Source organism: Streptomyces sp. NPDC088554 (genome assembly GCF_044752945.1).
Classification (GTDB): Bacteria; Actinomycetota; Actinomycetes; order Streptomycetales; family Streptomycetaceae; genus Streptomyces.
Genome location: NZ_JBIVMF010000015.1, coordinates 162559 through 188529 on the forward strand (window position 1 = coordinate 162559; position 25971 = coordinate 188529).

The 25971-nt window shown below is 69.6% G+C and carries 22 protein-coding genes, 1 tRNA gene and 1 pseudogene; 11 read left to right on the forward strand and 13 right to left on the reverse strand.

The window, feature by feature from the left end; translation table 11 throughout:
- Positions 1 to 38 precede the first annotated feature (38 nt).
- The 6 genes from ACIP8W_RS19460 to ACIP8W_RS19485 all read right to left on the reverse strand — a co-directional run bounded on the left by ACIP8W_RS19460 (position 39) and on the right by ACIP8W_RS19485 (position 3326).
- Complete coding sequence (locus ACIP8W_RS19460) at positions 39 to 758, reverse strand: hypothetical protein (RefSeq protein ID WP_402149089.1); 720 nt, start codon at positions 756 to 758, stop codon at positions 39 to 41.
- 200 nt (positions 759 to 958) lie between these two features.
- On the reverse strand, positions 959 to 1855 hold the full coding sequence (locus ACIP8W_RS19465) for an FAD-dependent oxidoreductase (protein ID WP_402203819.1): 897 nt from the start codon (positions 1853 to 1855) through the stop codon (positions 959 to 961).
- Complete coding sequence (locus tag ACIP8W_RS19470; RefSeq protein WP_402149092.1) at positions 1810 to 1968, reverse strand: hypothetical protein; 159 nt, start codon at positions 1966 to 1968, stop codon at positions 1810 to 1812. The genes ACIP8W_RS19465 and ACIP8W_RS19470 overlap by 46 nt, the downstream gene beginning before the upstream one ends.
- 17 nt (positions 1969 to 1985) lie before the next feature.
- Positions 1986 to 2267, reverse strand: a complete 282-nt coding sequence (locus ACIP8W_RS19475; RefSeq protein WP_402149094.1) for a DUF397 domain-containing protein — start codon at positions 2265 to 2267, stop codon at positions 1986 to 1988.
- Positions 2260 to 2463, reverse strand: a complete 204-nt coding sequence (locus ACIP8W_RS19480) for a DUF397 domain-containing protein (protein ID WP_401950876.1) — start codon at positions 2461 to 2463, stop codon at positions 2260 to 2262. Before ACIP8W_RS19480 ends, ACIP8W_RS19475 begins: the two co-directional genes overlap by 8 nt.
- Before the next feature lie 11 nt (positions 2464 to 2474).
- On the reverse strand, positions 2475 to 3326 hold the full coding sequence (locus ACIP8W_RS19485; RefSeq protein ID WP_401950878.1) for a Scr1 family TA system antitoxin-like transcriptional regulator: 852 nt from the start codon (positions 3324 to 3326) through the stop codon (positions 2475 to 2477).
- A gap of 67 nt (positions 3327 to 3393) precedes the next feature.
- Here ACIP8W_RS19485 and ACIP8W_RS19490 point away from each other — a divergent pair, with 67 nt between their 5' ends.
- The 5 genes from ACIP8W_RS19490 (at position 3394) to ACIP8W_RS19510 (ending at position 9998) form a co-directional block, all read left to right on the forward strand.
- The gene (locus ACIP8W_RS19490; protein WP_401950881.1) at positions 3394 to 4002 is read left to right on the forward strand and encodes an ATP-binding protein; all 609 of its coding nucleotides are present in this window, start codon (positions 3394 to 3396) and stop codon (positions 4000 to 4002) included.
- A 67-nt stretch (positions 4003 to 4069) separates the two neighbouring features.
- Positions 4070 to 6673, forward strand: coding sequence for a bifunctional FO biosynthesis protein CofGH (locus ACIP8W_RS19495; protein WP_401950884.1), 2604 nt, complete (start codon positions 4070 to 4072; stop codon positions 6671 to 6673).
- Positions 6674 to 6757: 84 nt separating this feature from the next.
- Positions 6758 to 7963 (forward strand): DUF418 domain-containing protein, encoded by a 1206-nt coding sequence (locus ACIP8W_RS19500; RefSeq protein WP_401950886.1) that lies wholly within the window; start codon positions 6758 to 6760, stop codon positions 7961 to 7963.
- A gap of 138 nt (positions 7964 to 8101) precedes the next feature.
- The gene (locus ACIP8W_RS19505; RefSeq protein WP_402203822.1) at positions 8102 to 8647 is read left to right on the forward strand and encodes a hypothetical protein; all 546 of its coding nucleotides are present in this window, start codon (positions 8102 to 8104) and stop codon (positions 8645 to 8647) included.
- A gap of 235 nt (positions 8648 to 8882) precedes the next feature.
- Positions 8883 to 9998, forward strand: coding sequence for an ADP-ribosylglycohydrolase family protein (locus tag ACIP8W_RS19510; RefSeq protein ID WP_401950892.1), 1116 nt, complete (start codon positions 8883 to 8885; stop codon positions 9996 to 9998).
- 127 nt (positions 9999 to 10125) lie between these two features.
- On the opposite strand, the gene ACIP8W_RS19515 is transcribed toward ACIP8W_RS19510, so the two are convergent.
- From ACIP8W_RS19515 to ACIP8W_RS19530, 4 genes are all read right to left on the reverse strand, one after another.
- A complete protein-coding gene (locus ACIP8W_RS19515) occupies positions 10126 to 11700 on the reverse strand; it encodes a sodium:solute symporter family protein (protein ID WP_401950895.1) in 1575 nt (524 codons plus the stop codon).
- 452 nt (positions 11701 to 12152) lie between these two features.
- Positions 12153 to 12362 (reverse strand): DUF397 domain-containing protein, encoded by a 210-nt coding sequence (locus ACIP8W_RS19520; RefSeq protein WP_401950897.1) that lies wholly within the window; start codon positions 12360 to 12362, stop codon positions 12153 to 12155.
- A 278-nt stretch (positions 12363 to 12640) separates the two neighbouring features.
- Positions 12641 to 13498, reverse strand: coding sequence for a helix-turn-helix domain-containing protein (locus ACIP8W_RS19525; RefSeq protein ID WP_401951300.1), 858 nt, complete (start codon positions 13496 to 13498; stop codon positions 12641 to 12643).
- Positions 13499 to 13974: 476 nt separating this feature from the next.
- On the reverse strand, positions 13975 to 14718 hold the full coding sequence (locus ACIP8W_RS19530; RefSeq protein WP_401950900.1) for a GPP34 family phosphoprotein: 744 nt from the start codon (positions 14716 to 14718) through the stop codon (positions 13975 to 13977).
- Positions 14719 to 14889: 171 nt separating this feature from the next.
- Between ACIP8W_RS19530 and ACIP8W_RS19535 the strand changes: the two genes are divergently transcribed.
- Positions 14890 to 17334, forward strand: a complete 2445-nt coding sequence (locus ACIP8W_RS19535) for a D-alanyl-D-alanine carboxypeptidase (RefSeq protein WP_402203825.1) — start codon at positions 14890 to 14892, stop codon at positions 17332 to 17334.
- A gap of 301 nt (positions 17335 to 17635) precedes the next feature.
- On the forward strand, positions 17636 to 19543 hold the full coding sequence (locus ACIP8W_RS19540) for an MFS transporter (protein ID WP_401950905.1): 1908 nt from the start codon (positions 17636 to 17638) through the stop codon (positions 19541 to 19543).
- 51 nt (positions 19544 to 19594) lie between these two features.
- Here the strand turns inward: ACIP8W_RS19540 and ACIP8W_RS19545 are convergent.
- Positions 19595 to 19830, reverse strand: a pseudogene (locus ACIP8W_RS19545) (MerR family transcriptional regulator); the annotation flags it as partial.
- A 411-nt stretch (positions 19831 to 20241) separates the two neighbouring features.
- Here ACIP8W_RS19545 and ACIP8W_RS19550 point away from each other — a divergent pair.
- The 3 genes from ACIP8W_RS19550 (at position 20242) to ACIP8W_RS19560 (ending at position 24317) form a co-directional block, all read left to right on the forward strand.
- A complete protein-coding gene (locus ACIP8W_RS19550; protein ID WP_402203826.1) occupies positions 20242 to 21594 on the forward strand; it encodes a hypothetical protein in 1353 nt (450 codons plus the stop codon).
- A gap of 526 nt (positions 21595 to 22120) precedes the next feature.
- The gene (locus tag ACIP8W_RS19555) at positions 22121 to 23836 is read left to right on the forward strand and encodes an RICIN domain-containing protein (protein ID WP_402203827.1); all 1716 of its coding nucleotides are present in this window, start codon (positions 22121 to 22123) and stop codon (positions 23834 to 23836) included.
- Positions 23837 to 24179: 343 nt separating this feature from the next.
- Positions 24180 to 24317 (forward strand): hypothetical protein, encoded by a 138-nt coding sequence (locus ACIP8W_RS19560; protein WP_402203828.1) that lies wholly within the window; start codon positions 24180 to 24182, stop codon positions 24315 to 24317.
- Between the two features lie 571 nt (positions 24318 to 24888).
- On the opposite strand, the gene ACIP8W_RS19565 is transcribed toward ACIP8W_RS19560, so the two are convergent.
- Positions 24889 to 24961, reverse strand: a tRNA-Arg gene (locus tag ACIP8W_RS19565).
- 331 nt (positions 24962 to 25292) lie between these two features.
- Between ACIP8W_RS19565 and ACIP8W_RS19570 the strand changes: the two genes are divergently transcribed.
- Positions 25293 to 25571: a hypothetical protein gene (locus ACIP8W_RS19570; protein WP_402203829.1), complete on the forward strand. Its 279-nt coding sequence runs from the start codon at positions 25293 to 25295 to the stop codon at positions 25569 to 25571.
- 20 nt (positions 25572 to 25591) lie between these two features.
- Here the strand turns inward: ACIP8W_RS19570 and ACIP8W_RS19575 are convergent.
- A partial coding sequence (locus ACIP8W_RS19575) for a transposase (RefSeq protein ID WP_402203830.1) occupies positions 25592 to 25971 on the reverse strand: 380 nt, incomplete at its 5' end.

Sequence of the window (25971 nt, forward strand, 5' to 3'; positions counted from 1 at the left end):
AGCGGTCGGGGGAGCGGTGTGTGCAGGAAAACCGCAGGTCAGCAGTCGACGAACACCGGTGTGACCTTGCCGTCGGTGACCCCCGGGGCGCCTGCGGCACCCGGCAGGATGACCGGTCCCTCGACCACATCGGGCGCCTCGTAGTTCTCGTCGGGGCGCGAGGCGCCGAGGACGGCCGGGGGATGCTGGATGAGGACCTTCCACTTGCCCGTCATGCGCTGGAGCTTCGGGGTGAACTCGATGTGGAGGACCTTCCCGGCGGGAACGGAGAATTCCGAGGTGTCGCCGGCGCTGGACGACTCGGTCTTCAGATCGAGGGTGCCCTTGTGCTTGGACCAGGAACCACCGAGCGCACCGAAGACATTGGCGAGACCGCCCTGGTCGATCGAGGTGTAGGTACCCCTCTTCTGGGCAGTGGTGTGGGTCCAGTTGACCGATACCGTCGAGTTTTCATTGACGTCGGGCTCGCAGTTCGGGAACTCCGGAGTGACCTTCTCGGTCGGCCCGTCGAATGTCTCGAAGTTCGTCTCTTCGAAGTCGCAGGTGCTGGACCTGGCCGACTTGCTGATGTCGGGGAAGCTCTGGGTGACCCCATTGAGCTTCTCGGTGTCGTTGCACAGCCCCATGATTTCTTCGGGACTTCTGTCGGCCGCGTTGGCGTTCGGCATCATCAGCAGCGCACCCCCACCACCGATCGCAAGAGCGGAAAGCACCGCAGTGACGCGGAACTTCGTGGACGTCCGCTTCTTCCTGGACACTGGCTTCTCCCAAGGCTCGGTGTGGGGGGTAAGCCGCTCGGGATCGGCGATCCCTGAATCCGGGGTTCGTCGATCCCGTTGCGGCTTCCGTGGCCGTTATTTTGCCTAATGTTGGGGAGATAGCGACAGGGGCAAATATCCCTACTGGTGAGTCACATGCGGCTCAACTGTCCAGGAAGGGAAGGCGTTCCACGATATTGTCATGGAATTAGGACAGGTCTGGACCTTGTTCGGGGTGCGGGAATTCCCTTGTTCGGTGCCCGAATCCCCCCGAGGGAGTAAGGATTTCGTGAGCCCAGCACATGCTGCAGGCATGTGCTGAACGCCCCTGGACTGATGTTTTTCGGCCATTCTCGGTCCGTCGGCACGCAACGCGCGTAGGTAGCGCAGATCACTCCGCCCGAGGTCGATACCCCCACGGGTCCCGCGCGAATCCCGGACGGTTTGTTTCCGGCCGGATCGCCGCCCGCCGGGACGGGGCCTACCGGACCAGGGTCCACCTGACTGGCTCCTGCGCGATCGGCGCCCGCCGAACCGGCCCCTGCCAAAACGGAGTTCGTACGGTCGGCTCCTGTGCGGCCCGGCCCGGCCGGTACGGTCCCGGGTGCCGCGTGCTCCACACCGTGCCCGGCGCCACCGCCTCCTTCACCCGCGCCGCCGCCGGCCCGGTGAGGGCGGCGCCGACCGGGCTGTCGTCGGGGCGGGTGAACCGGACGAGGCCGTCCCGGCGCCCGGGGCTGACGCACCAGGAGACACAGCGCACCGGCGCGGGCGCCCGCCCGGTCGGCGCCGTGGTGACGTTGTCCGCGACCCGCGCCCCCCATCGGCAGCCCCCGCCCGGCAGGACAACCGGGCCGGGGCCCGCCGATTCCGTACGCCCCGGCCGCGTCGCCCGCCGCGAACACCTCGGGGTGCGGGACCGACCGCGGCGCCGCGTCCACCGTGATCACCCCGCGCGCGTCGACCGCGATGCCCGCCTCGCGGGCCGGGACGGGTACGCGGAATCCGGCCGCCCGGACCACGGCGGCGGCCGGGATCTCCGTACCGTCGGTCAGGCGGCGGGCACCCGGATCGTCTCCCGCTCCGCGGCGCTCCACCGCGGATACGCGTCCTGGACGACGTCCTCGGCCCCGCCCGCCATCCCGGGCATGCGGTAGGCGACGGCCGGCAGCCGAGGACGGTGCGACTCGAATTCCGCGGTGGTGTCCATACCTGGATCAGATCAGATCAGACCCGGCCGGTGTTGTTCGTGTTCTCGTCGTCATCGTCGCCCAGCTCGGCGAAGTGGTCGAACTCGCCCGCCATGACGCCCTTCACGAACGCGTCCCACTTCACCTGATTGGTGGTGACGATGTTCTCCGGGTCGCTCGTCTCCCGCAGATGGATCAGATCCCCGGCCCCCGCCGCGACCTCGATCCAGGGCCCCGGCCCGTCCTCCTCCCCCTCGGCGGTGGCCCGCACCCAGGTGAGATCGGCGGCGGCGGGGGTGGGGTTGGGTGTGTCAGCCATGGTGAGGAGTCTCCTTCTCCTTGAGGGAACGCAGAAACCCCGCCCACGCGGCGGGGGTGGTGACCAGCACGGCCCGCGCGGGATCCGCGGACTCGGTGAGGCTGATGGTGCGGTGCGCGGTGGCGGCGACGCCGAGGCAGGCTTCGCCCTGGGCGCAGTACGAGGATTTCTGCCAACCGGGCTCGGTCTGTGGCACGGGTATCCCTTTCACAGGCTCTTGGCGATCCGGTGGATGAAGTCTCGCGACTCGGCATGCCCCAGCGCCACGGTGTCCAGCCGCTCGAAGAGCAGTCGGTACTGGGTCAGTTGGGCCTCGGCGTCGAGGAAGGCCACGCCGTGTGCCTGGTCGAGCTGCACGGTGTCCAGCTGGGGGACGGGGCCCTGGCCGTAACACGCGGTCTGGCCGGATCCGGGGTAGGAGCCGACATCGAAGGGGATCACCCGGATCGAGACGTGCTCCATCTCGCCGAGCGCGAGCAGATGCCCCAACTGGGCACGCGCCACCGCCGCGCCGCCGAACCGCATGCGCAGGGCGGCCTCATGGATGATCGCCCGGTACGGGGCAGGGGCGTCCCGGTACAGGACCGCCTGCCGCTTGACCCGGTGCGAGACGCGGTGCTCCACATCCGGAGGATTGAACTCGGGTACGGCCTGTCGGTAGATCTCCCGGGCGTGCTCCGTCGTCTGCAACAGCCCCGGGATATGCGCGGTGTGCGCGGTCCGGAACCCGGTCGCGTGGTGCTCGAACTCCGCGAGGTCGAGGAGTCCGGTGGGCAGGATGCCCCGGTACTCCTCCCACCATCCGCGCTGCCGCTCCTGGGCGATGTCCACCAGGGCGGAGACGAAGCTCTGGTCCTCGCATCCGTAGACGTGCGCCATCGCGCGAACGCGGTCACTGCCCACCCCGAACCGGGCTGTCTCGATATTGCTGATCTGGCCGGGCCTCGTCCCGAGGAGCTGGGCGGCGGCGGTGGACGTCATCCGCGCGCTCTCGCGCAACTTCCGCAGCTCGATGCCGAGACGGACGCGCCGCGCGGTGGGCGCCGGCCTGGATGCCATCGCTCACATCACCTTCCAGGACAAAGGGAGTTCGGGTCGTCACTCACAGGAGTGAGATTCGTCAGTATTGCTGGGAAATCTAGCAAGTAAGTCTGGCACGTGGTCTAGATTCGGATTCGGGCCGGCCGCCCGGAAGTACCCCGCTCGACGGAGCGGCCTGGTCACCGGGCACCGCATCGCATCCGTACCGCACCGAAGAACCCACCCCCTCCACCGCTGGAGACTTCCGTGGAAACCGTATCCCCGCTCTGGGCGTACGCTCCAACTCCCGCACGATCCCCGTACTGCGGGCATCGCCCGCACCACTCTCCGCGCCGTCCTCAAGGCGCACCGGATGAGTGAACTGACCGACACCGCCGAGCTGTTGGCGAGCGAGCTGGTCACCAACGCGTACCGGTACTCCCGGGACCCGTACACCCTCCGTATCCGCGCCCTCGAACCGGACAGGGTCCGCGTCGGGGTCTGGGACAGCAACCCCGAGATCCCGCCCCCGTTCAACGGCGCCCCGCCGGCCGCACCCGCGCCGGACGGCCCGGCGGAGGGCGGGCGGGGGCTACAGCTCGTACGGATGTGCGCGGACGACTGGGGGGTGTACCGGCTCGGGGAGGGGCTGTCCGGATACGGCGGGAAGCTGCTGTGGGTGGAGTGTGGACGACGGGAGGCGGGTTGTCGGTGAGGTGACGTAACGTGACTCTGTGTAAGGAACTCTGCTCAGTAGGGGGACCGCTCGTATGCTCGGTGCCATGACAACGAGCGCATCGCAGGGCCCCGCCAGCGGGAAGCCCACCGCCAACTCCATGCGCCGCGCGCTCAAGCGCGCCCGGGACGGCGTCGCACTCGACGTCGCCGAGGCCGCCGTACTGCTCCGGGCGCGGGGCGATGATCTGACCGACCTGGCCGCGTCGGCCGCGCGGGTGCGGGACGCGGGGCTGGAGGCCGCGGGGCGGCCCGGGGTCATCACGTACTCCCGCAAGGTCTTCATCCCGCTGACGAGACTCTGCCGGGACAGGTGTCATTACTGCACGTTCGTGACGGTGCCGGGCAAGCTGCGCCGGGCCGGGCACGGGATGTTCCTCTCGCCGGACGAGGTGCTGGAGATCGCCCGCCAGGGCGCCGCCCTGGGCTGCAAGGAGGCGCTGTTCACGCTCGGGGACCGGCCCGAGGACCGGTGGCCGGAGGCCAGGGAGTGGCTGGAGGCGGAGGGGTACGACGACACCCTGGCCTACGTACGGGCCATGGCCATCCGCGTCCTGGAGGAGACCGGGCTGCTGCCCCACCTCAACCCCGGCGCGATGTCCTGGACCGACCTCCAGCGGCTCAAGCCGGTCGCGCCCAGCATGGGCATGATGCTGGAGACCACCGCCACCCGGCTCTGGTCCGAGCCCGGCGGCCCGCACCACGGATCGCCGGACAAGGAACCGGCCGTACGGCTGCGGGTGCTGGAGGACGCGGGCCGCTCCAACGTCCCGTTCACGACGGGCATCCTGATCGGCATCGGCGAGTCGTACGAGGAGCGCGCCGACTCGCTCTTCGAGCTGCGGCGCGTCCAGCGGGCGTACCACGGGATCCAGGAAGTCATCGTGCAGAACTTCCGGGCCAAGCCGGACACCGCCATGCGCGGGATGCCGGACGCCGAGCTGGAGGAGCTGGCGGCGGCCATCGCCGTGGCCCGGCACCTGCTCGGGCCCGCCGCCCGGATCCAGGCGCCGCCCAATCTGGTGGACGCCGAGTACGCCCTGCTCATCGGAGCGGGCATCGACGACTGGGGCGGGGTCTCGCCGCTCACCCCCGACCACGTCAACCCCGAGAGCCCCTGGCCGCACATCGACGAACTGGCCGCCAGGACCGCCGAGTCCGGCTTCGAGCTGCGCGAACGGCTCACGATCTACCCCGAGTTCATCCAGCGCGGCGAGCCCTGGCTCGACCCCCGGCTGATGCCGCACGTCCGGGCGCTCGCCGACCCGGAGACCGGCCTCGCCCGTGAGGGCGCCCGGCCGGCCGGGCTGCCCTGGCAGGAGCCCGACGAGGGCTTCACCTCCACCGGCCGCACCGATCTGCACCGCACCATCGACACCGAGGGCCGTACGAGCGACCGGCGCGACGACTTCGACGAGGTGTACGGCGACTGGGAGGCCCTGCGCGAGGCGGCGCGGCCCGGCATGGTCCCGTCCCGTATCGACACGGACGTACGCCAGGCCCTCGCGCGGGCCGCCGACGACCCGACGAAGCTCACCGACGCCGAGGCGCTCGCGCTGCTCCACGCGGACGGCCCGGCGCTGGACGCGCTGACCCGTATCGCCGACGAGCTGCGCCGTGACACGGTCGGCGACGACGTCACCTATATCGTCACCCGCAACATCAACTTCACCAATGTCTGCTACACCGGCTGCCGTTTCTGCGCCTTCGCCCAGCGGCGCACGGACGCCGACGCGTACACCCTCTCGCTCGGCCAGGTCGCGGACCGCGCAGAGCAGGCGTGGGAGGTGGGCGCCACCGAGGTCTGTATGCAGGGCGGTATCCACCCGGACCTCCCCGGCACCGCCTACTTCGACATCGCGCGCGCCGTGAAGGAACGCGTCCCGGGCATGCACGTGCACGCCTTCTCCCCGATGGAGGTCGTCAACGGCGCCTCCCGCACCGGCCTTTCGATCCGCGAGTGGCTGACCGCCGCCAAGGAGGCCGGTCTCGACTCCATCCCCGGCACGGCGGCGGAGATCCTCGACGACGAGGTGCGCTGGATCCTCACCAAGGGCAAGCTGCCCACGGCGACCTGGATCGAGGTCATCAGGACCGCCCACGAACTGGGCATCCGCTCCAGCTCCACCATGATGTACGGACACGTCGACCAGCCCCGCCACTGGCTCGGCCACTTCCGTACGCTCTCCCGCATCCAGCAGGAGACCGGCGGCTTCACCGAGTTCGTCACCCTGCCCTTCATCCACACCAACGCCCCCGTCTACCTCGCGGGCATCGCCCGTCCCGGCCCGACCGACCGCGACAACCGCGCGGTGATCGCGATGGCCCGGCTCCTTCTGCACCCGCACATCCCCAACATCCAGACCAGTTGGGTCAAGCTCGGCACCGAGGGCGCCGCCGAGATGCTCCGCTCGGGCGCCAACGACCTGGGCGGGACGCTGATGGAGGAGACGATCTCCCGTATGGCGGGCTCCAGTTACGGGTCGTACCGCTCGATCAAGGACCTCGTCGCCATCGCGGAGGCGGCGGGCCGGCCGGCGAAGCCGCGTACGACGCTGTACGGGGAGGTCCCGGAGGAGCGCGTCCGGGCGGCGACCGCCTCGGACGGACACCTGCCGGAGCTGCTGCCGCTGGTCAGCGGCGAAGGATAGCCGGGAGCCCCGGTACGGAAGAGAACCGGCCGTCTGCTCTGGTCGGGCTCCCCGCGCCGCCCGGTGCCCGTACCGTCGTATCCCATGACTTCACCAGCTCGGACCGATCCCATCGGCCGGGGCGGGCCCACGACAGCGCGTCTGACGGATGTCGACGCGCTGCGCGGGTTCGCTCTCTTCGGCATCCTCATGGTCAACATCCCGTTCTTCGCGAGCGGTTACACCCTCCTGGACCTGCCCGACCCGGCCCGGGACGCCTGGCACGACGGGGTGGCCGGGGATGTGGTCCGGTTCTTCTTCGAGTCGAAGTTCTATCTGCTGTTCTCGTTCCTCTTCGGGTACAGCTTCACCCTCCAGCTCGACTCCGCCGCCGCGCGCGGAGTCGACTTCGCGCCCCGGTTCCTGCGCAGGCTCTGCGGGCTGTTCCTGCTCGGCGCGGCCAACGCGGTCCTGCTGTTCTACGGGGACATCCTGCTCACGTACGCGGTGCTCGGACTGCTTCTCTTCGCGCTGCGCGGGATCTCGCCGCGCCGGGCGCTGTGGGTGGCGGGGATCATCACCGGGACGATCGCGCTGGTGTTCCTGGCGCTGGCGCTCCTGGTGGCAGTCTTCGGCAGCGCCGCCCCGACCGCCTCGGAGCAGGCGGCGATGCTGGCGGACGGACAGGCGTCCACGGAGGCGATGCGCGGCGGTCTCGGGTCGGTCATCGGCGAACGGCTGGACTCGCTCGCGACCGCCCTTCCGCTGATCCTCTTCTTCCAGGGCCCGTTGGCGTTCTCCGCCTTCCTGGTCGGGCTGGCGATGGGCAAGCGGCGGATGTCGGCCGACCCGTCCTCGTACCAGGGCAGGCTGCGGACCGTACAGCTCGTGGGGTTCCCGGTCGGGCTGGCGGGCTCGCTGTACTACACCTTCGGGAGCGACGACACACTGTTCCCCGACACCGCGCACATCGTGACCGCGCCCTTCCTCACCGCCGCCTATGTCGCCACCCTGCTGCGGTTCTTCCGCACCACGCCCGGCGCCCGGCTGGCGGAGGTGCTCGCGCGGCCGGGGCGGATGGCGCTCACCAACTATCTGAGCCAGTCGCTGCTGTGCGTCCTGATCTTCACCGGGGTCGGCCTCGGGCTCGTCGGCCGGGTGCCGTACGCCGGGGTCATCGGGATCGCGCTGGCGATCTACTCCGTACAACTGGCCTGGAGCGCCTGGTGGATGCGGCGGTTCCGGATGGGTCCGGTGGAGTGGCTGCTGAGGGCGTTCACCCATCTGGAGCGGCCCGCGCTGCGGCAGTGAGACCGGAAGTGAGCCGGAAGTGAGACCGGCCTGCGCGCCCGCCCCTCCGGAAAGACCTTTCTCGTAAGGGAGTTGGAACATGATGCCCGGGAGCGGTCCGCGCTCGCCGTCCGGGCCGACGCGATTCCGTGAGCAGGGTTGCCGGAGGCGCTCGCCACGATCGGTGAGCAGCTCGGCCAACAAGGGCACCCCCTCAAGCAGTTGGACCGGCTGTCGGCCACCTGCCGACAGCGGGGGTACGAGGCGGAGTCGGTGACCGCGTCGCCGGCCGAACCGGACCCCATGGCGGCGCGGGCCTCCGCCGGGGGCATGCCCGCGTCGGCGGAGACGGCGGAGGATCCCCGCGCGGCCGTGCTCGACGCCGCCGCGCGGGCGGACTGGCCCCGGCTGGACGCGGCGCTCGGCGCGTTGCCGGCCGCCGAGTCCGGCGCGTACGACTGGACGGATCCCGCCCGGCTGGTGGGCCGCCCGGAGGAGCTGCTCCCCGGTGCCGAAGCCGGTGCCGAGACCTGTACCGAAGCCGGTGCCGAGACCCGTGCCGAGACCTGTGCCGAGGCAGGTGCCGAGACCTGTACCGAGACCTGTGCCGAGACCTGTGCCGAGGCAGGTGCCGAGACCGTGCCGAAGCAGGTGCCGAGACCTGTACCGAGGCCGCCCGCCTCCGTCCCCGTATCGCGCGGGTGATCGCCGCCCGGGATGCCTTCGCGGTGCTCTGGACGGCTTCGGAGGCATAGTTCACGTAATCGTCACCGAACCTTTGCCATCCGCTGAGGTTCCCCAAAACCGACCTCCGTGACCACGGGCCCCCATACCACCCCCGGGATCCCCCGGGGCGCCCAGGAGAGCTCCCGACCCCCTGTTCCCGTTCGATTACAGTGCTGCGCAGTCGCCGGTAGGCACAGGGGGGAGGAGTGGGCGCGTGAGCACACCGTCCGGTTCCATCTGGGGCCGTGTCGAGCAGCAGGACTTCCGCAGCCGGGTGCGGGGCGCGCTGCTCGGGGGTGCGGTGGGCGACGCGTTGGGCGCGGGCGTGTCCACGCTCACCCTGGAGGAGATCCGGGCGGCGCACGGGCCCGGTGGCGTACTCGACTTCGTACCGGCGTACGGCCGCAGGGGCGGGGTCACCGCCGCCACGCAGCTGACGCTGTTCACCGTCGACGGGCTGATCCGCGCGCATGTGCGCCGGGACACCGGGGCCTGGCACCCGCCCACGGATGTCCACCGCGCGCATCAGCGCTGGGCGGCGACGCAGCGCGACTGGGGCCCCGATCTGCGGCGCAAGGACAACGGCTGGCTCGCGCAGGAGGAGTGGCTGTACACGCGCCGTGATCCGACGATCTCCACGCTCACCGGGCTCGGCGACGAGGCCATGGGCACGCTCGACAGCCCCAAGAACCCCATCGCGCGCGACTCGGGCGCGCTGGTGCGCTCCGCGCCGTTCGGGCTGCTGGTCGGGTGGGAGCCGCAGTTGGTCTCCCAGCTGGCGCTGGAGTGCGCGGTCCAGACGCACGGTTCCCCGGGGGCGTATTTTTCGGCGGGGTCGTTCGCGGTCATCGTGCACGCGCTGGCGCGCGGCGAGACGCTGGAGACGGGCGTCCGCAGGACCCTGGAGATGCTGGCCCCGCGCCTCGCCGACCAGCCGGTCTCCGAGGCGCTCCAGCAGGCGCTGGACGCCGTACGGCAGGGCGTTCCCGGCCCGGACAGGATCGTGGCGCTCGGCGAGGGGCGCACCGCCGAGTCCGCGCTCGCGGTCGCCGTGTACTGCGGGCTGGTCGCCGAGGACGTACGCCACGGGCTGCGCCTCGCCGTCAACCACGACGGTCCCTCCGCCGCCACCGGCAGCCTCGCGGGCGCCATCCTCGGCGCGCTGCACGGCGAGACGGCGCTGCCGCCCGCCTGGCTGGCGGAGCTGGAGGGCCGGCCCACGATCCTGGAGATCGCGGACGACTTCGCGATGGAGATGACCCAGGGCCGGGCCCTGCACACCCCGGAGGTCACGGAGTCGGGCTGGCTGACGCGGTACCCGCGCGGCTGACGCGCGGGGTGCGCGGGCCCGTACCGTACGGAAGTCGTACGGAAGCCTTGCGTACCGTACGGAAGCCTTGCGTACCGTACGGAAGTCGTACGTACGGTACGAGCCCGTCCACGCGCCCCGCGCCGGGTCAGTCCTGCGGGGCCCTGCCGGTCGGCTCCTTCGGTGCGGCAGCCTTCAGCGAGGCCGCCGTCAGCCCCGAACCGTCGCCGTCGCCCTCGCCGTCGATCCGCGCCAGCAGCACATCGCGCTCCGGGGTGTCCTCCGGCTTCAGGAAGCCGATCACGACGTACAGCAGCAGCGAGACCGCCAGCGGGACCGAGACCTGGTACTGGAGCGGCACACCGCCCTCCACGGCCCAGTTGACGGGGTAGTTGACCAGCCAGAAGGCCAGCAGCCCCATCGCCCAGCTGGTGAGCGCGGCGGTCGGGCCCGACCTGCGGAACGGCTTGAGCAGACCCAGCATGAACGGGATCGCGATCGGCCCCATCAGCCCGGCCACCCACTTGATGATGACCGTGATGATGTCCTTGAACGTCGGGGAGTTGACCTGGGTGGCGATGGCCATCGACAGCGCCAGGAACGTGATCGTCGACAGCCGCGCCGCCAGCAGCGCCGCCCGCGTCGACCAGGTGCGCGCGGCCTTCGACAGGGCGGGCGCGACGTCCCGGGTGAAGACCGCCGCGATGGCGTTGGCGTCGGAGGAGCACATCGCCATGGTGTGGGAGAAGAAGCCCACGATAACCAGCCCCAACAGCCCGTGCGGCAGCAGCTGTCCGGTCATCAGCGCGTACGAGTCGGACGCGTCCGGCTTCTGCGCCTCGACCAGCAGGGGAGCGCACCACATCGGGAAGAACAGCACCAGCGGCCAGACGAGCCAGAGGATCGCGGAGAGCCGCGCCGAACGCGTCGCCTCGCGGGCGTTGGCGGTGGCCATGTAGCGCTGCGCCTGGTTCCACATGCCGCCGTTGTATTCGAAGGTCTTGATGAAGAGGAAGGCGAGCAGGAACGTCACGGTGTACGGACCGGCCGTCGGCGCGGCGTGGCCGTCGGGGAGCTTGTCCCAGACCGTCCACAGCGCGCTGAAGCCGCCGAGCTCGCCCATGACGGCGACGAGCATCGCGATACCGGCGAACAACTGGATGATGAACTGGCCGAGTTCGGTGAGGGCGTCGGCCCACAGCCCGCCGACCGTGCAGTAGATGCCCGTGATGACACCTGTGATCAGAATGCCCTGGTTGAGGGATATTCCGGTGAAGACGGAGAGCAGAGTGGCGATGGCGGCCCATTTGGCGCCCACATCGATGATCTTCAGCAGCATCCCGGACCAGGCGAGTGCCTGTTGGGTCTTCAGGTCGTAGCGGTTCTTGAGGTATTCGAGCGGCGACGCGACATGGAGCCGGGAACGCAGCCGGTTGAGCCGGGGCGCGAAGAGTTTGGCGCCGATACCGATACCGATGGCGATGGGGAGCGACCAGGTCACGAACGAGGTGACGCCGTAGGTATAGGCGATGCCCGCGTATCCGGTGAACATAACGGCGCTGTAGCCGGACATGTGGTGTGAGATGCCCGAAAGCCACCAGGGCATTCTGCCGCCGGCGGTGAAGAAGTCGCCGACATCGTCGACGCGTTTGTGGGACCAGAGGCCGATCGCGACCATCACGCCGAAGTACGCGATGAGCACGGCCCAGTCGAGGCTGTTCATGGTGCCCCCTCCAGGGGTTCCGCTTGAGGAACGGTCAAGCACTTCGTCCGGTCTGCGGTACCCGTGCGGGAGCGGGGTCTTGGGGGATTGAATCTCCTGGGGCGATGGCAGGCAAGAGCGCTTTTGGGTCGCAAATATGAACAGAAATCAGAAAGCGGAACGATTTTGCCGTTTCTTTACCATTGAAACATTGTCGTGGACACGGCGAACCCTCACGATGAGTGGGCACTTCGTCAGGTGGGCGGCACAGTGCGGGATGCGGGTCCCGTGCGTACGGCAGAGGGACGGCGCGTCCGGACCCTCGGGCTCCGGAACGGGAGCGGGCATGGCCGAGCCCCCTCGGCCAGGACGGCGGACCGGTCGAGAGGGCTCTATCCGTGTGCGCGCGAGGCGCGTGGTGCTGGTGGTGCGTTGATGCTGATGGTGCGTGTCACATGTGGGCGTTTTTGATCTCAGCCGAGGTCGAAAGCGCCCTTGTTCATTTCCTGTACGAACGCATTCCAGGAGTGAGGGACGAAGGAGATCGACGGCCCTTCCGGAGCCTTCGAATCCCGTACCGCAATGGCCTGGACGATGGGTGACCTGACCTCCACGCATGCGCCGTTTCCGCCGGAGTACGAGGACTTCGTCCAAGTATTCGTAGCGCCCTGAAGAATTGCCATGTTCGCTCCGGTTCGACAAGAGATGTGAAATAGCGCCAACTTCTTGCTGACATGATCGACGCTACTCGCACCACCCGATGGGCGGGGTGGGCGTTCACTCGTCCTGATGGATTATCCCATCGAAGTCTTCCCTAATCGGTCGGTTGAGGTGTATATTGGATGGCCTTTTCGTCGACCTCATGTTGCGAAAATGGATTAATTCACCATTTCGGGCCAATGGGAGGATGGCGGGACGGACGGTGTCGAATCGTTCGGGCCGGGCCGGTGGCCGCCGGGGCTCAGCGGGCGTAATCCTTGGCGATGTTCTCGATGAACACCCGTGTCTGATCGGCATTCAGGGCCTGGGCCCGCAGATGCTCGTACATCACGCTGTACCGCTGCACATCATTGGCCTTCTCCAGATAAAGATCGCTCGTCACGCCCTCGATGTAGACGACGCTGGAGTCGGCGGTATCCGGGAATTCCAGAACCGCGTAGTGCCCGGTGATCCCCGGGTGCGCGCCCATGTCGAACGGCAGCACCTGCACGGTCACATGAGGCAGCTGCGACTGTTCGAGAAGATGCTCCAACTGCTCGCGCATCAGCTGACGGCTGCCGACGACCCGGCGCAGCGCCGCCTCGTCGACCACGGCCCAGAGCCGGAGCGGGTTGTCCGGTGTGTTGACGCGGTCCTGCCTGCGGAGCCGTACGCCGACCCGCTTCTCGACGTCCGGTACGGGCGCCTCGGGCAGCGCTCCGTTGATCAGCGCCTCGGCGTACGGCCGGGTCTGGAGCAGGCCGGGGACGACCTGTGGCTCGTACACCCTGAGCGAGGCGGCATCGGTCTCCAGGCCGATGTAGACGCTGTACGGGATGTCGCCGAAGGCATGCCACCAGCCCTGCTGGCGGGAGTCCTTCGCCATTTGCATCAGCGAGTCGACGATGCGCTGGTCCTCGACCTCGTACACCCCGCACAGATCGCGGACATCGCGCTGGCTGATGGAGCGGCGGCCGTTCTCCAGTCGGCTGATCTTCGACTGGGAGACGAGCAGGCGCTCCGCCACCTCTTCGGCGGTCATGCCCTTGAGTTCGCGCAGTCTGCGCAACTCCTGGCCCAACCGGCGTCGTCTGACGGTGGGATTGACGTTGGACGCCACGAGAAACAGCACCTCCGGTTGCGTAGCTGTACGTATCTACTGTTCAGCAGACTGCCACCAAAGGCCGCGCCTGCGCTGGGAAATGGCGACAGAGACACTCGGGCCGCTCCGCGCGTTCTCCCGGGCGCCGGTGCGCGCGCCGTGGCGCCGGTACGGGCGCCGCCGGGCGCCCCGGGGCCGCCGGAGCCGGCCGGGGGCGGTCGCGGCCCCACAGAGGGCGCCGGGGCGCGTACGGAGGCCGTCAGCGACGCCCGGAGGGTGGTGCACGACGCGCGGGGCAGCCGATGGTGCCTGGCTGCCCCGCGCGTTTTGTGCGGCTCCCGGACCTGGTCTGGAGACTTCGGTACGGCGGAATGCGGATGGTGCGGTTGCGGTGGTGCGGGCCGTGCGGGTGTTGTGCCGGTGCCGTGTCGGTCCGGTGCTCATCGCGCTGTGGTGCGTGGTGCGTTGTGCTGTGCGCGTGGATACCGGACCGTTCAGTGCGCCGCCACGCGGTCCATGCCGCCGCGCTGCGGCTGCATGGGGACACCGCCCGGCGACCTGCCGCCCCCCGGAGCGCCTGGGGCGCTCTGGGCGGGGTTACGACGCGGTTGTGCGCCCGCGCCGTTCTGGACGTCCATCACGGCGTGTGCCACGAGGCCGCCCATGGGGTCGTGCCTGATCAGGTCCCGGAGCCGGGAGCGCGACGAGCGCCCCTCGTTCCCGGGGTAGAGGTGCTTGCCGAGTCCGACCGCATGGGCCAGCGCGGCGAGCGCCGCGGTCCGTGGGTCCGGCGGTACGCCGGTCCGGATCGCGGTGTCCAGCCGGGTTCTGATCTCCCGGCTGATCGCCGTCTCCGTCGCCTGATAGCGAGTCGTCGGCAACACCCCGCACATCTGGCCCGCCACGGCATGCACCATGCCGCACCGCTCCAGATGCGAGAGATACGTCTGGCGAAGTCCCAGTCGGGGCCCGCCAATCCAGTGGACCGCCCGTACCGGACTGCCGCGTCTGCGCAGCAGTTCCAGTGCGGAGTCCAGAGTCGGATCTCCGGTCGGCCGCGGCATCACCACGGCGATACGATCCCCATCAGGGGCTATCCGTCCTGCCAGAGCCAGCTCCACTAGCTGTGCTCCGGCGAGGCCGAGGTCGAGCGACTGCGGCTGCGCTGTGGTACCCGTGGCCGGGTCCAGAGCGAGCAACAGAAGCTCCTCCGGAATTGTTCTGCGGCTCCTGCCCATCCATGCCTCCCCGCGTGGATGAATGACAGGGTGACCCCTCTCACAATGGTCTGTCGAGGGCGCCTGGGTGCTTTGTACGGGAACCGTTATGTATGTCGTTCTCGTCTAGCGGAGGAGCCGAGGTCTCAGAGCAGGACACTGATAGATGCTTCGGACAGTGCGGAACGTCGGATGAGACATGAAGGAGACACGGTGGCGGGCGAGTCCCCCGGCAAGTCGGATCAGCTGAAGTCGTCGGGGGAGACGGCTGCTGGAGAGAACGATCCGCGGCTCTCAGTCTTCCGAGAATCGTCGGCGGAGAAGGCCGGAACGGCGGAGATGGCCGAATCGGAATCCGGCTCCGGCTCCGCGGTGGCGACGAAAGTCGCGACCGCAAAGCGCGAGGGTGTCGAGGAGGGTACGGAGACGGCCGAGGAGGCCGGGGATTCCGACGACGGCCCCATAATGGCGGAGACGACGAAGGCGGCGGAGACGAAGACGCCGGAGGCCGGGAAACCCGCCGAGGAGTCGGAACCGGACACGGCGGAGGAGCCCGAGGAACCGGCGGCTGCGGAGGAGCCCGAGCCGGCCGAGGAGCGGGCCGAGGAGCCCGAGCCCGCCGAGAAGCCGGCCGAGCCGGTCAAGGGCGATGAGAAGCCGGCCGAGGAGCCCGAGCCGGTCGCGGAGAAGAAGCCCGAGCCGGTCAAGGGCGACGCGAAGCCCGACCCGGACGTCAAGCCCGCACCGGAGGCCACGCCCGACCCGGACGTCAAGGTCCCCTCCTGGGCGAAGCCCGCCACGGACGAAGCCGCTCCCGACGCGGACAAGGCCACAGAGGCGAAGGCAGCAACAGAGGACAAGGCAGCAACAGAGGCGAAGGCAGCAACAGAGGACAAGGCAGGAACAGGAGCCAAGGCGACAGGGGACTCCGAAGCCCCTGAAGCCCCCGAAGCCGCCCGGAGCGCCGATAGCGACAAGCCGAAGCCCGAGCGGTCCGCGCCATCCGAGCAGCCCGATCAGGCCACGGCCGTCTTCAAGGCCGTCCGGAAGCCCGCCGTCGACCAGCCCACCACCGCGCTCAAGCTTCCCCAACTGCCCGCAGCGGACGCCGCCGAGAAGAGCGACAGGAGCGCCAGCAACGAGAGCGGCGAGCGCGCCAGCACCTTCGTACCGCTGCGCCGTGACGACAAGCCGACCGCGCCGAGCACCCCCGCCGCCGCTCCGAAGCCCGCCGCCGCCAAGCCCGCCGAGCCGAAGCCCGCGCCGTCCGGCTCCGGGCCCGCCGCCCCCGTACCGTCGGCGTCCGTCACCACCACTACCGCGATTCCCGAGGCCGAGCGGACGCGGCAGCAGCCGCTGCCGCCCATGCCGCCGCTCGATCTGCTGGCCGAGCTGACGAACACCCCCGAGACCCGGATGCGCACCGTGGTCCGCCGGGTCAAGATCTGGACCCCGCTGGTCCTGCTCGGGGTGGTCGTCTTCGCCGTGGTCCAGGCGGTACGTCCGCTTCCGGTCCCGGAGCTCGCGCTGACCGCCGACTCCTCGTACACCTTCGAGGGCGACAAGCCCTCGCTCGCCTGGCCCGACCACGGGCAGGGCGCGATGTCGGTGGCCGGGCTCGGGGCGATGGGGGCGTTCGGCGAGGAGAAGCCGGTCCCGATCGCCAGTGTGACCAAGTCGATGACGGCGTACATCATCATGCGGGACCACCCGATGAAGGTGGGCCAGGACGGTGCCGTGATCCCCGTCGACGCCACGGCGGAGAAGGAGGGCGGCTACGACGAGTCCAACGACGAGTCGACGCTGAACACGATCAAGAAGGGCGACAAGCTCTCCCAGCGGGACGCGCTGAGCGCGCTCATGATCCCCTCCGCCAACAACGTGGCGCGGCTGCTCGCGCGTTGGGACGCCGGTTCGCAGGACGAGTTCGTCAAGAAGATGAACGAGACGGCCAAAGAGCTGGGCATGACCAACACCACCTACACCGACCCGTCGGGGCTGGACGCGACGACGGTGTCCACCGCCGCGGACCAGGTGAAGCTGGGGCTGGAGCTGGTGAAGATGCCGGCGCTGATGACCATCACCGCACTGCCGTCGTGGACCGACCCGTCCGGGAAGACCTGGCGCAACTGGAACACCCTCGTCCCGTACGACGGTGCCATCGGCATAAAGACCGGCACCACCACCAAGGCCGGCGGGAACCTGCTCTTCGCCGCGAAGAAGGACGTGGGTGGTACGGAGCAGTACCTCGTGGGTGCCGTTCTCGGCCAGCAGGGCCCGTCGATCATCGACGCGGTCAACGCGGCGAGCAAGAAGGTGATGCTCGCGACGCAGGACGCGCTCGTGGCGAAGACCGTGGTGAAGAAGGGTGACACGGTCGGGTACGTCGACGACGGCCTCGGCGGCCGGGTCCCCGTGACCGCCACCAAGGATCTGACGGTCGCGGGCTGGCCCGGCCTGAAGATCACCGTCAAGCTGTCGGACGGCGGCGAGCAGCTCCCGCACACGGCGGAGACGGGCACGGTGGTCGGCGAGCTGACCGTCGGATCGGGCCCCGGCCAGGTGAAGGCCCCGGTCGCGCTCCAAGAGGCGCTGGTCGAGCCGGGCTTCGGCGCGAAGCTGACACGTATCAGCTGAATCGACTGATGTTGCCCAGTATCGGCTGATATCTACGGCCGGGCGGGCTGACGGAATCGAAGAGATCGAAGAGGGCGTCCCTGTGGGGGCGCCCTCTTCGCCGTTGCTCTTCTCGCTGCTCTTTGTCAGTGCTCCGTGCTAGCGTCCGGAAAAATGGACATCTGCTCGGGACGCGGGGGGACGGCGTCCTCCGAAGACGGTCGGGACGGACATGCCGGGGGGTCGGCACACCGGGCAGGGCAACGCAGGCGACGGTGAGACGGGAAGACGTGGAGAGCCCGGGAAGACGTGGAGAGCCGTAGTGACCACCGCTGAGCCGATGCGCGCCGATGGGGATGGCGCGTCCGGGGGAGCGTTCGGGGGGAAGGGATCCGTCGGGGCGCGAATAGACCTGCGCGCGCCGCTGCCGCCGCTCGCCGAGCCGCCGAAGCCACCGCCGACACCGGAGCCGGCTCCCGGATCCGGGAGCCCGGCCGGTGCCCGGTTCCGGCGGGCACGGGATCTCGTGGCGCGGCATCCGGTCATGTTCACGGCCGTGGTCGCCGCCGCCGTCCACGTGCTGTGGTTCTTCTTCTTCGCCAACAGCGGGGGCGATATCGCGGCGCAGGACGCCTGGGCCGAGTTCGTCGGGCGGCACCCGGACTCCGCGTACAACCTCGCCTGGTACGGCGGGATGCACCCCGTGTCGTACAGCGTCGTCTCGCCGTATCTGATGTCGGTCCTCGGCGTCCGTACGACGATGATGATCGCCGGGACCGTGTCCGCCGCGCTGACCGCGCTGATCCTGGTCAGGGTGCGGGCCGTGCGCAATCCGGTGGCGTGCGCGCTCGCCGGGGTCTTCGCGTACCTCTGCAACGCGCTGTCGGGGCGGGTGACGTTCGGCCTCGGGATGATGTTCGCGGTCGGCGCGGTCGCGGCGGTGTTCTGCTGGCCGTACCGCTGGCGGCACAAGCGGTGGCTCAAGGGCGTCGCCGCCGCGCCGCTCGCCGCGCTGGCGACCGCGTCGAGTCCGGTGGCCGGGCTGTTCCTCGGGGTGATAGCGGCGGCGCTGTTCCTCAACAAACGGCGCCCGGGGGCGTACGCGCTGGGGCTGGCGCCCGCGGCCGTCGTGGCGCTCTCGGCGTGGCTGTTCCCGTTCTCGGGGACGCAGCCGATGTCGGTGGGGACGGCCTCGCTGCCGTTCCTCTTCTCCGTGTTCACCTTCGTCCTGGTCCCCGCGGACTGGCGTACGGTCCGGGTGGCCGCGGTGGTCTACGGCGCCGGGGTGCTGCTCACCTATGTGATCGACTCGCAGATAGGCTCCAACGTCTCCCGGTTCGCGATGGTCGTCGCGGGGGTGGTGCTGCTCGCGGCCCTGCCGTACACCGCGCCGCGTTCCCGCCGCTGGTACGCGCTGCTCATAGCCGTCGCCGGGCTGAACTTCTGGATCGGCTACAAGGGCGTCGACGACATCGTGCGTACGGCACCGGCCGCGTCCTGGACGCGTGAGCTGGCGCCGCTGGTCAACCAGTTGCAGCGGGTCGACGCGGCCAAGGGGCGCGTCGAGGTCGTCCCGGCCAGCAGCCACCGCGAGGCGTCCGCGCTCGCGCCGTACGTCAACCTCGCCCGTGGCTGGAACCGCCAGGCGGACATGGAGCGCAACCCGCTCTTCTACGACGACACCCTGACCTCCGACAGCTACCGGCGCTGGCTGGACCGCTGGGCCGTGCACTACGTGGTGCTGCCGAAGGGCCGGCCGGACGCGGGAGCCGGGCAGGAGGCGGAGCTGGTCGAGAAGGGCCTGCCCTATCTGGAGCGGCTGTGGGGCGACGCCAACTGGCAGCTCTTCGCCGTCGAGGACCCGATGCCGCTGGCCGACCCCCCGGCGACGGTGGACCGGGCGGGCGCGGGCGAGCTGACGATCCACGTGAAGGCGGCGGGGCGGGTGCTGATCCGTATCCCGTACTCACCGTGGCTCGGGCTGGTCGACGAGGACGGCAAGAGCCTCCTGCCGCCCCAGCGGACGGCCGCGTCCAAGGCGGACCCCGAGAGCCCCAAGGTCTTCGAGAACGTCAACGGCTGCCTGCTGAAGGCGGCGGCGACGGCGGAGGGGGACGAGTGGACGGAGCTGCTGGCGCCCAGGCCGGGGGTGTACCGGCTGGCCGCTCCGTACCAACTGCCGCGCGGGACGAGCTGCCCGGAGGAGCTCCTGGCGGAGGCGCCGAGATAGGCTCCCCGGCCACCCGGCCACCCGGCTGCTCGACGGCCCCTGGCTGCCCGATGCCGCTCGTCCGCCCGGCAGGGCGACGACCTCGGCGATCCGGGCCGGCGGCATGTCCAGCTACCGCAGCGCGGCGACGAGCCGGGCGCGTTCGACCTGGTCGGGGCGGTACCAGCGGTAGCCGGTGGCCGGGTCGACCCGGGCGGGGCGAGCAGGGCGAGGCGGTCGTACAGCCGCAGAGCCTTGGGCGACAGCCGCGAGCGTGCCGCGAATTCGCCGATCGTGGGCAGTTCCACGGGGTCCCGTCCTCCGTCACCGGGCCGCTCCCGGCCGGTGACGGAGGACGGTGGGTCCTGACCCCGGGGCAGAGCCAAGGGACCCCCCCCACGGCAAGATGACCCAAAGTTTCTCAATCCGGGTGACGAGATAAATGTCAAACGGTCAATCATGGGGTTTGGACTGTCGAGTTGTCTCGCGATCCCTCATAGTGATGCGATATGAGGTGTGAACGGTGCGGGAGTGACCGGGGAGTTGTGTTGCCCGGGATGCGTTGTCCCGTGTGTGACGCCGGCGACACGCAGTCCGCGAGCAGCGCGGGCGCCACACAGACCTGGGGCGACGCGGGTGCCACCCAGGCTGCTTGGAGTGGCCTCGAGGAGCGTTCGGGCGGCTGGCCCGGCGGGTCGGGGTCCGGCAGGCTGAACGGCGTGTCTGGCGGAATGCTCGGTGCGATGTCCAGCGGCATGCCCGGTGGACGGGCCGCCGCGACCATGGACCAGATACCCGACGAGATACCGGGCAGACCGCTCGGCAGAGCCTTCGGCGAGGACGAGACCGCTGTCTTCCCCGGGCAGGGTTTCCCGGGAGGACCGGACGGCGCTTCGTACGGTCTCGGCTCGCTGCCCGGCAGCCGGGGCTTCGGCGGGGACGACGGCCGGGGCCGCGACGCGGGCGACGACGCCCTGGACGCGATCTTCTCCGCGGGCGACGGCGGCGGGCGGGACGGTGAGCGCGAGGGCGGAAGACGCGGGCGCTCCCGCAAGGACGCGCGCAAGGAACGGAAGGAAACGCGGAACGAGGCGCGGAGCGAGGGGCCGAGAGACCCCTTCTCGGCGGGCTTCCCGGCGGGCGGCCAGTACGGCGGCAAGCGCTCGCGCAAGGGGCTGGTGGTGACCGTCGCGCTGCTGGCGGTCGGCTGTGTCGGGGTGACGGTCGCGGTCGTCTCGGGCAACGTCGGTTCGTCCGACGACACCGTGGGCAACGGGGCGCCGAGCCAGATCGGGCTGCCCCAACTGCCCGGTGTGGGCGGTGGCTCGGGCGCGACCGGCGGAGTCGGCCAGCTCCCGGGCGCGGGAGTGGGCGCCGGTACGGGAGCGGGCGCCGGTACGGGAGACAGCGTCGGTACAGGAGCGGGTGCCGGTACGGGCGACGGCGTCGGTACGGGAACGGGCGCGCTGCCCGGCGCCGGGGCGACCCCGGGCGAGGGCGCCGCCGACGGCGCGAACCCCGGTCCCGGCGCCACCGCGGAGCCGGCGCCCACCGCGCCCCCCGGCTTCACGGGCTGGGCGGGGCCGGGCTGCTCGGGCAACGCGTACCGCGAACACGGCCGGGTCGAGAACGGCGACGCGGCCTGGTACACCGTCAGGACCGGCGGCTATGTCGGATCCGGCTGCGACGGCCGCTTCTCGGCGGTCCCGATGTCGGGCATCCCGGACAAGGACGCGGGCTCCACGGCCACGTGGAGCTGGAAGCTGGGTGCCTCGTACGACTCGTGCGAGGTCTCCGTCTACGTACCGAAGAGCAAGCGGAACCGCGATGTGGCGGGTGATCCGACCTTCTACCGCGTCCTTGAGGACCCGTCGAACAGCAAGTCCTCCTACGCGTCCTTCAAGGTGCGGCAGACCAAGTACCGAGGCAGCCTGGTGAACGCGGGCAGCTTCGAGGTCAAGGGCGGGACGACGTTCGCGGTGCAACTGGTGGACCGGGGACTGGACTTCGGCAGCAAGGAACGCTTCGGCGCCCACCACGCGGCGGCCCAGATCAAGCTCGACTGCGGCTGACCGCGGACCGGGTCCCGGGGGGCCTCGGGTCGCAGGGAGCGGACGAGTAGTAACACAACCGCGCAGAAACACACCTGGGCGGCAACGCAACCGCGCAGTAATACACCTGGGCGGCAACGCAACCGCGCAGTAATACACCTGGGTGGTAACGCAACCGAACAGGAATGCAACTGAGCGGTAACACAACCGAGCGGTAACACAATGACGGGCCGCGGTGCGAAACACGCGCACCGCGGCCATCGCGTATCCGGGGGCGCGGCTGCGACCGGCCACGGGTTCGACTGCTTTTCAAGTCAGCGCATGCTGAAGTGTCTTGTTTCCTGACAGTCACGTGTGTAAAGGTGAAGCCAATACTTCACCTGGTTCATCGTCACCTGCTCAACTTCCTATCCCCATGTTCCCGCCAGGTCATGCGCCCCGGCCTACGTACCGCGCGAATGCCGGAAGGTATGGGCCGACCGAGGGTCGGTCTTTTCGCCGGGCGGAGCCTTCACGTGCCACATTGCGCCCGGAAGGAAATAGCTCTGTGCACACCCCCCACTCCCCACATCCGCCTCGCCCGCTCTATCCGCCCCGTTCCGCCGCCGTTTCCGAGGCGTCCGACGCCGTTCTCGTAGCCGCGCTGCGTATGTACCCGGACAGCGGCGACGCCTATCCCGTCGCCGTACTGATGGCGCGGCACTGGCAGCCCGTCCGCGATTACGCGGCCGTGGCTCTCGGCTCCTCGGCGAACACCGCGTCCGTGCTCGCGGCGACCGCTTTCCACCAGGTCCTGGAGAGCAGACAGACGGTCGAGCCGATCGCCGCCCTGCGGCCCCGGCTGCTGGTGGCCGTACGCGACCTGGTGCAGACGTGGTCGTCCGCGCAGCCCATCTGCGCGCTCCTGCCGGAGCTGCGGAGAGCGGCCAGAGCCCGTACCGTGCGCGGGATTCTGCTGGGTACGGAGGGGAGAGCGGGGGCCGGAAAGGCGGGGCCCGGGAAGTCCGGCTCCGGGAAGTCCGGCTCCGGAAAGCCCGAGGTTCCCGCCGACCGGAAGCTCGCCGCCCGTTCTTTCCTGGCGCTGTCGAGCACCGCGCAGTGTTTGCTGTGGCACATCGACGCCGAGGGCGAGCACATATCCGTGCCCGCGGTTCTGCTCGCTCTCGATACGGTCACGGCGCGGTCCCAGCTGCAACAGGCGCGGGAACAATTCAGGGCGGGCTGTCTGCTGGCCCATGCCGAACTGGCGACGAACGAGGAATGCAGGCACTACAGCCGACTGCTCGACGAGCCGATTCGCCGGGGCGGCGCGCTGCTTCCCGACGTACGGAAGCATCTGGCGCAGTGCTCGCATTGCCGATTCGCAGCCGAACAACTCGGCTATTTCAATGGCGAGTTGGACGTTCTACTCGCGGAAGTGGTCCTCGGCAGGGATGCCCCCGACTATCTCGGGTCACGCAGGGGCGACCGTACGGCGGCTCCCGTTTCCTCCGTTCCGCGATCCGTGAGTTCGGCGAAATCCGCCCGATCGGCGGTACGCGCGGCCGGCAGGCATTCCGTGGCGGCGCCCGCCGGAAACGCACTCGGCGCGGGGCGGCGGGGCCAGTCGAAGGCGCTGCTCACCGGGATCGGTGTCGGATCGGTCGCCCTGCTCGCGACGGTGGCGGTCACGAGCCTGTGGGCGCTCGGCGGGGACGACGTGGGATCGGCGGTGCCGAGCGGTTCGTACGGCACACCGCCGTTCTCCGGGTCCCGCGCCGCCCAGTCCTCGGGCGCGCTCTCGGGCGATCCGATCCGTACCCAACTGCGCAACGTGTCGAGCGACTTGTGCCTGGACATCCGTGGCGCGAAGGCGGACACGAAGGCGAGGCCCGGCGCGCGGGCGACGATGGCGGCCTGCTCGTCCGCCGCCACCCAGCAGTGGTCGTACGAGGACGACGGCCTGCTGCGCAGCCTCGCCGAACCGAAGCTGTGCCTGAACTCGCGCGCCGACGACGGTGTGATCGTCCTCGACGGCTGTACGGAAGGGACCGCCGCGCGCGCCACGGACGTACGGTACGACCTGACCGTGCACGGCAAGCTGGTCCCCCAGCGCCGGGCCGGGCTGTCGCTGGCGCCCGTGTCCTCGGCGGCGGGCGCCGATGTGGTGGTCCGGACGCGTGACGGATCACGGGAACAGCGGTGGCTGACCGAGGCGCTGCCCCCGCCGCCGACCTCCAGCGCGGCGCCGAACCTCGCCCCGGCGTCGTCGGCGGTGAGATAGCGGGAGAGTGGTACAACTCCTTGCGCACCCGCCGGGGCGGTACGGGCACTGTCCGGCGCGCCCGCGACCAGGTGCTGGAACGCGAGCTCGCGGCAAAGGAGTTGTACCTCCTCGCCGACGGCAGCGGGGAGCGGCGGACGCCGGCCGGCCGTGCGGTCCGTACGGCCGCGAAGGTGCCGCATCCGTATGTGGTGGGGGTCCACGATCCGGTCGGGCGCGACGGCCGGTCGCGGATCGTGAGGGAGCTGGTCGAAGGCCCCTCCCGCGCCCGCCGGATCACCGCATCAGGGCCGCTGACACCGAGGCACACCGCCGCGCTGGGGCCGCGACCGCTCCACGTGTCATGCCCGGATGGTGGCGACACTCCGGGCATGGAACGGAGTTCGGCGGCATCGACAAGGTGATCAGCCACTCCTCGGCTCAGTTCCATAGCGAGTACCACTACGGCAAGTACGTCGCGCCCGGACTGGCCGACCTCTGACCGACGCGACACCCGCCATTCCGCCCTCGATTTACGTGGGCAGAGCCGGCCGAGTATTCGGGTTGGCGGGCAGTGCATCGTCGGCTGATGCCCGGTCGGGGCTTGGTGTGAGGAGTGTCGTCGGCATCGGCCGGGCGGTTTGCTGAGGGTGTCGGCAATGGGTGAAATGGATACCACGGACGGCGGATGAAAAGTGAGCCACTCTGCGATCTCTTGATCATTCTGGCTTCAGGGTCTCTGGAGCTGGGAGGAAGAGAGGGTGATCCTTGTGGAGGACTGGGCTGAGATCCGGCGGTTGCACCGGGCTGAAGGACTGTCCGCGCGTGCCGTTGCCCGGCAGAGGGTGGTGTCAGCGGCGGCCGATGACGCGGGCGAAGACGGACCGGTCGTGTCCCACGACGTGGTGTAGAGGATCAAGCGCTACGCGTTCCGGTTCGTGCAGATCCTTTGGGAGGTATTTAGGAGATCGGCTCTCCGCCTGCTCACGCAAAACGGCCCCGGACTGGGGAGTCCGAGGCCGAATAAAGTGCCTCCCTGGGGGAGAAACCCAGGTCAGCTGCGTAACGCGTTGTGCCCCCGGCAGGATTCGAACCTGCGACACCCGCTTTAGGAGAGCGGTGCTCTATCCCCTGAGCTACGAAGGCGGGGATCTGTCGATAAACGTGTCTAAAACGGAAGAGTGCACGCGACCGCTTTTTGACATGCTTTGGACAGGTTAGCGGTTGGCCGATGAGGGCCTGTTCGCCGCCGCCAGTGTAGCGGGTGGCGTGCCGGACGTACTGAGGGATGCTGCTCGCTGGGGATCCTGGGGGCAGGGTGCTGGAGTATCCGTGAAGGGGTGACCTGCTGTGGTCGTCAAGAGGAGATCGTGTTGAGTGCTCGGGTGATCGAGTTGTTCAGCCAGGCGTAGCCGAGGGCTCCCCGGGCGCCGTATGCCGGGATTCGTTTGTGGGGGTAGCTCTGATTGAACCGGGAGTGGACGGACTCGCTGTCCTGGCGGAAGCCTTTCAGGCGCCGACCGGCCGGGGTGTCTGGGGGCACCTGCCTGAGGTGCTCAGTGCGGTTGAAGCGCTGCCGCTTGTTCTTTGGATCGATTTGGCGGTCTTCGTCCGTCTCGTCGCGCCGGATGCGGAGAGTGTGCGTCTTGACGGGACAGTCAATGGTGATCCGGTGGTAGAAGCGGGTGGTGCTCTTCCCCTCGCGGTGTTCGACTTCCTCGACGGGGAGAGGGGGGTAGTGCGTCGTGGGCCTTGACCCCGGATTCTGGACACGGGTTAGGTGGCTGTTGTCGGCGTAGTTGGTGTTGTTCTGGTGGCTGTTTCGTAGGTGATCGGGCTGCGGTGTCCGAGGCGGGAGTGTCGGCGTCGGTTGTTGTAGCGGTTGAGCCAGCGGAATGCGTCGAGGCGTGCCTCGCGTTCGCTGGACCAGTGCTTTCGGCCTTGGAGTGTGTCGCGTTTGAATGTGGCGTTGAAGGACTCGGCGAGGGTGTTGTCCGCCGGGCTGCCGACGGCGCTCATGGACTGTCGGGCCCCGGCCCTGAGGCAGGCATCGGCGAACGTCCTGCTGGTGTACTGGGCTCCGTGGTCGGTGTGCATGACAGCCCCGGCAAGGCTGCCGCGAGTGCGTTCGGCCGCCGCCAGGGCGTCGATGACCA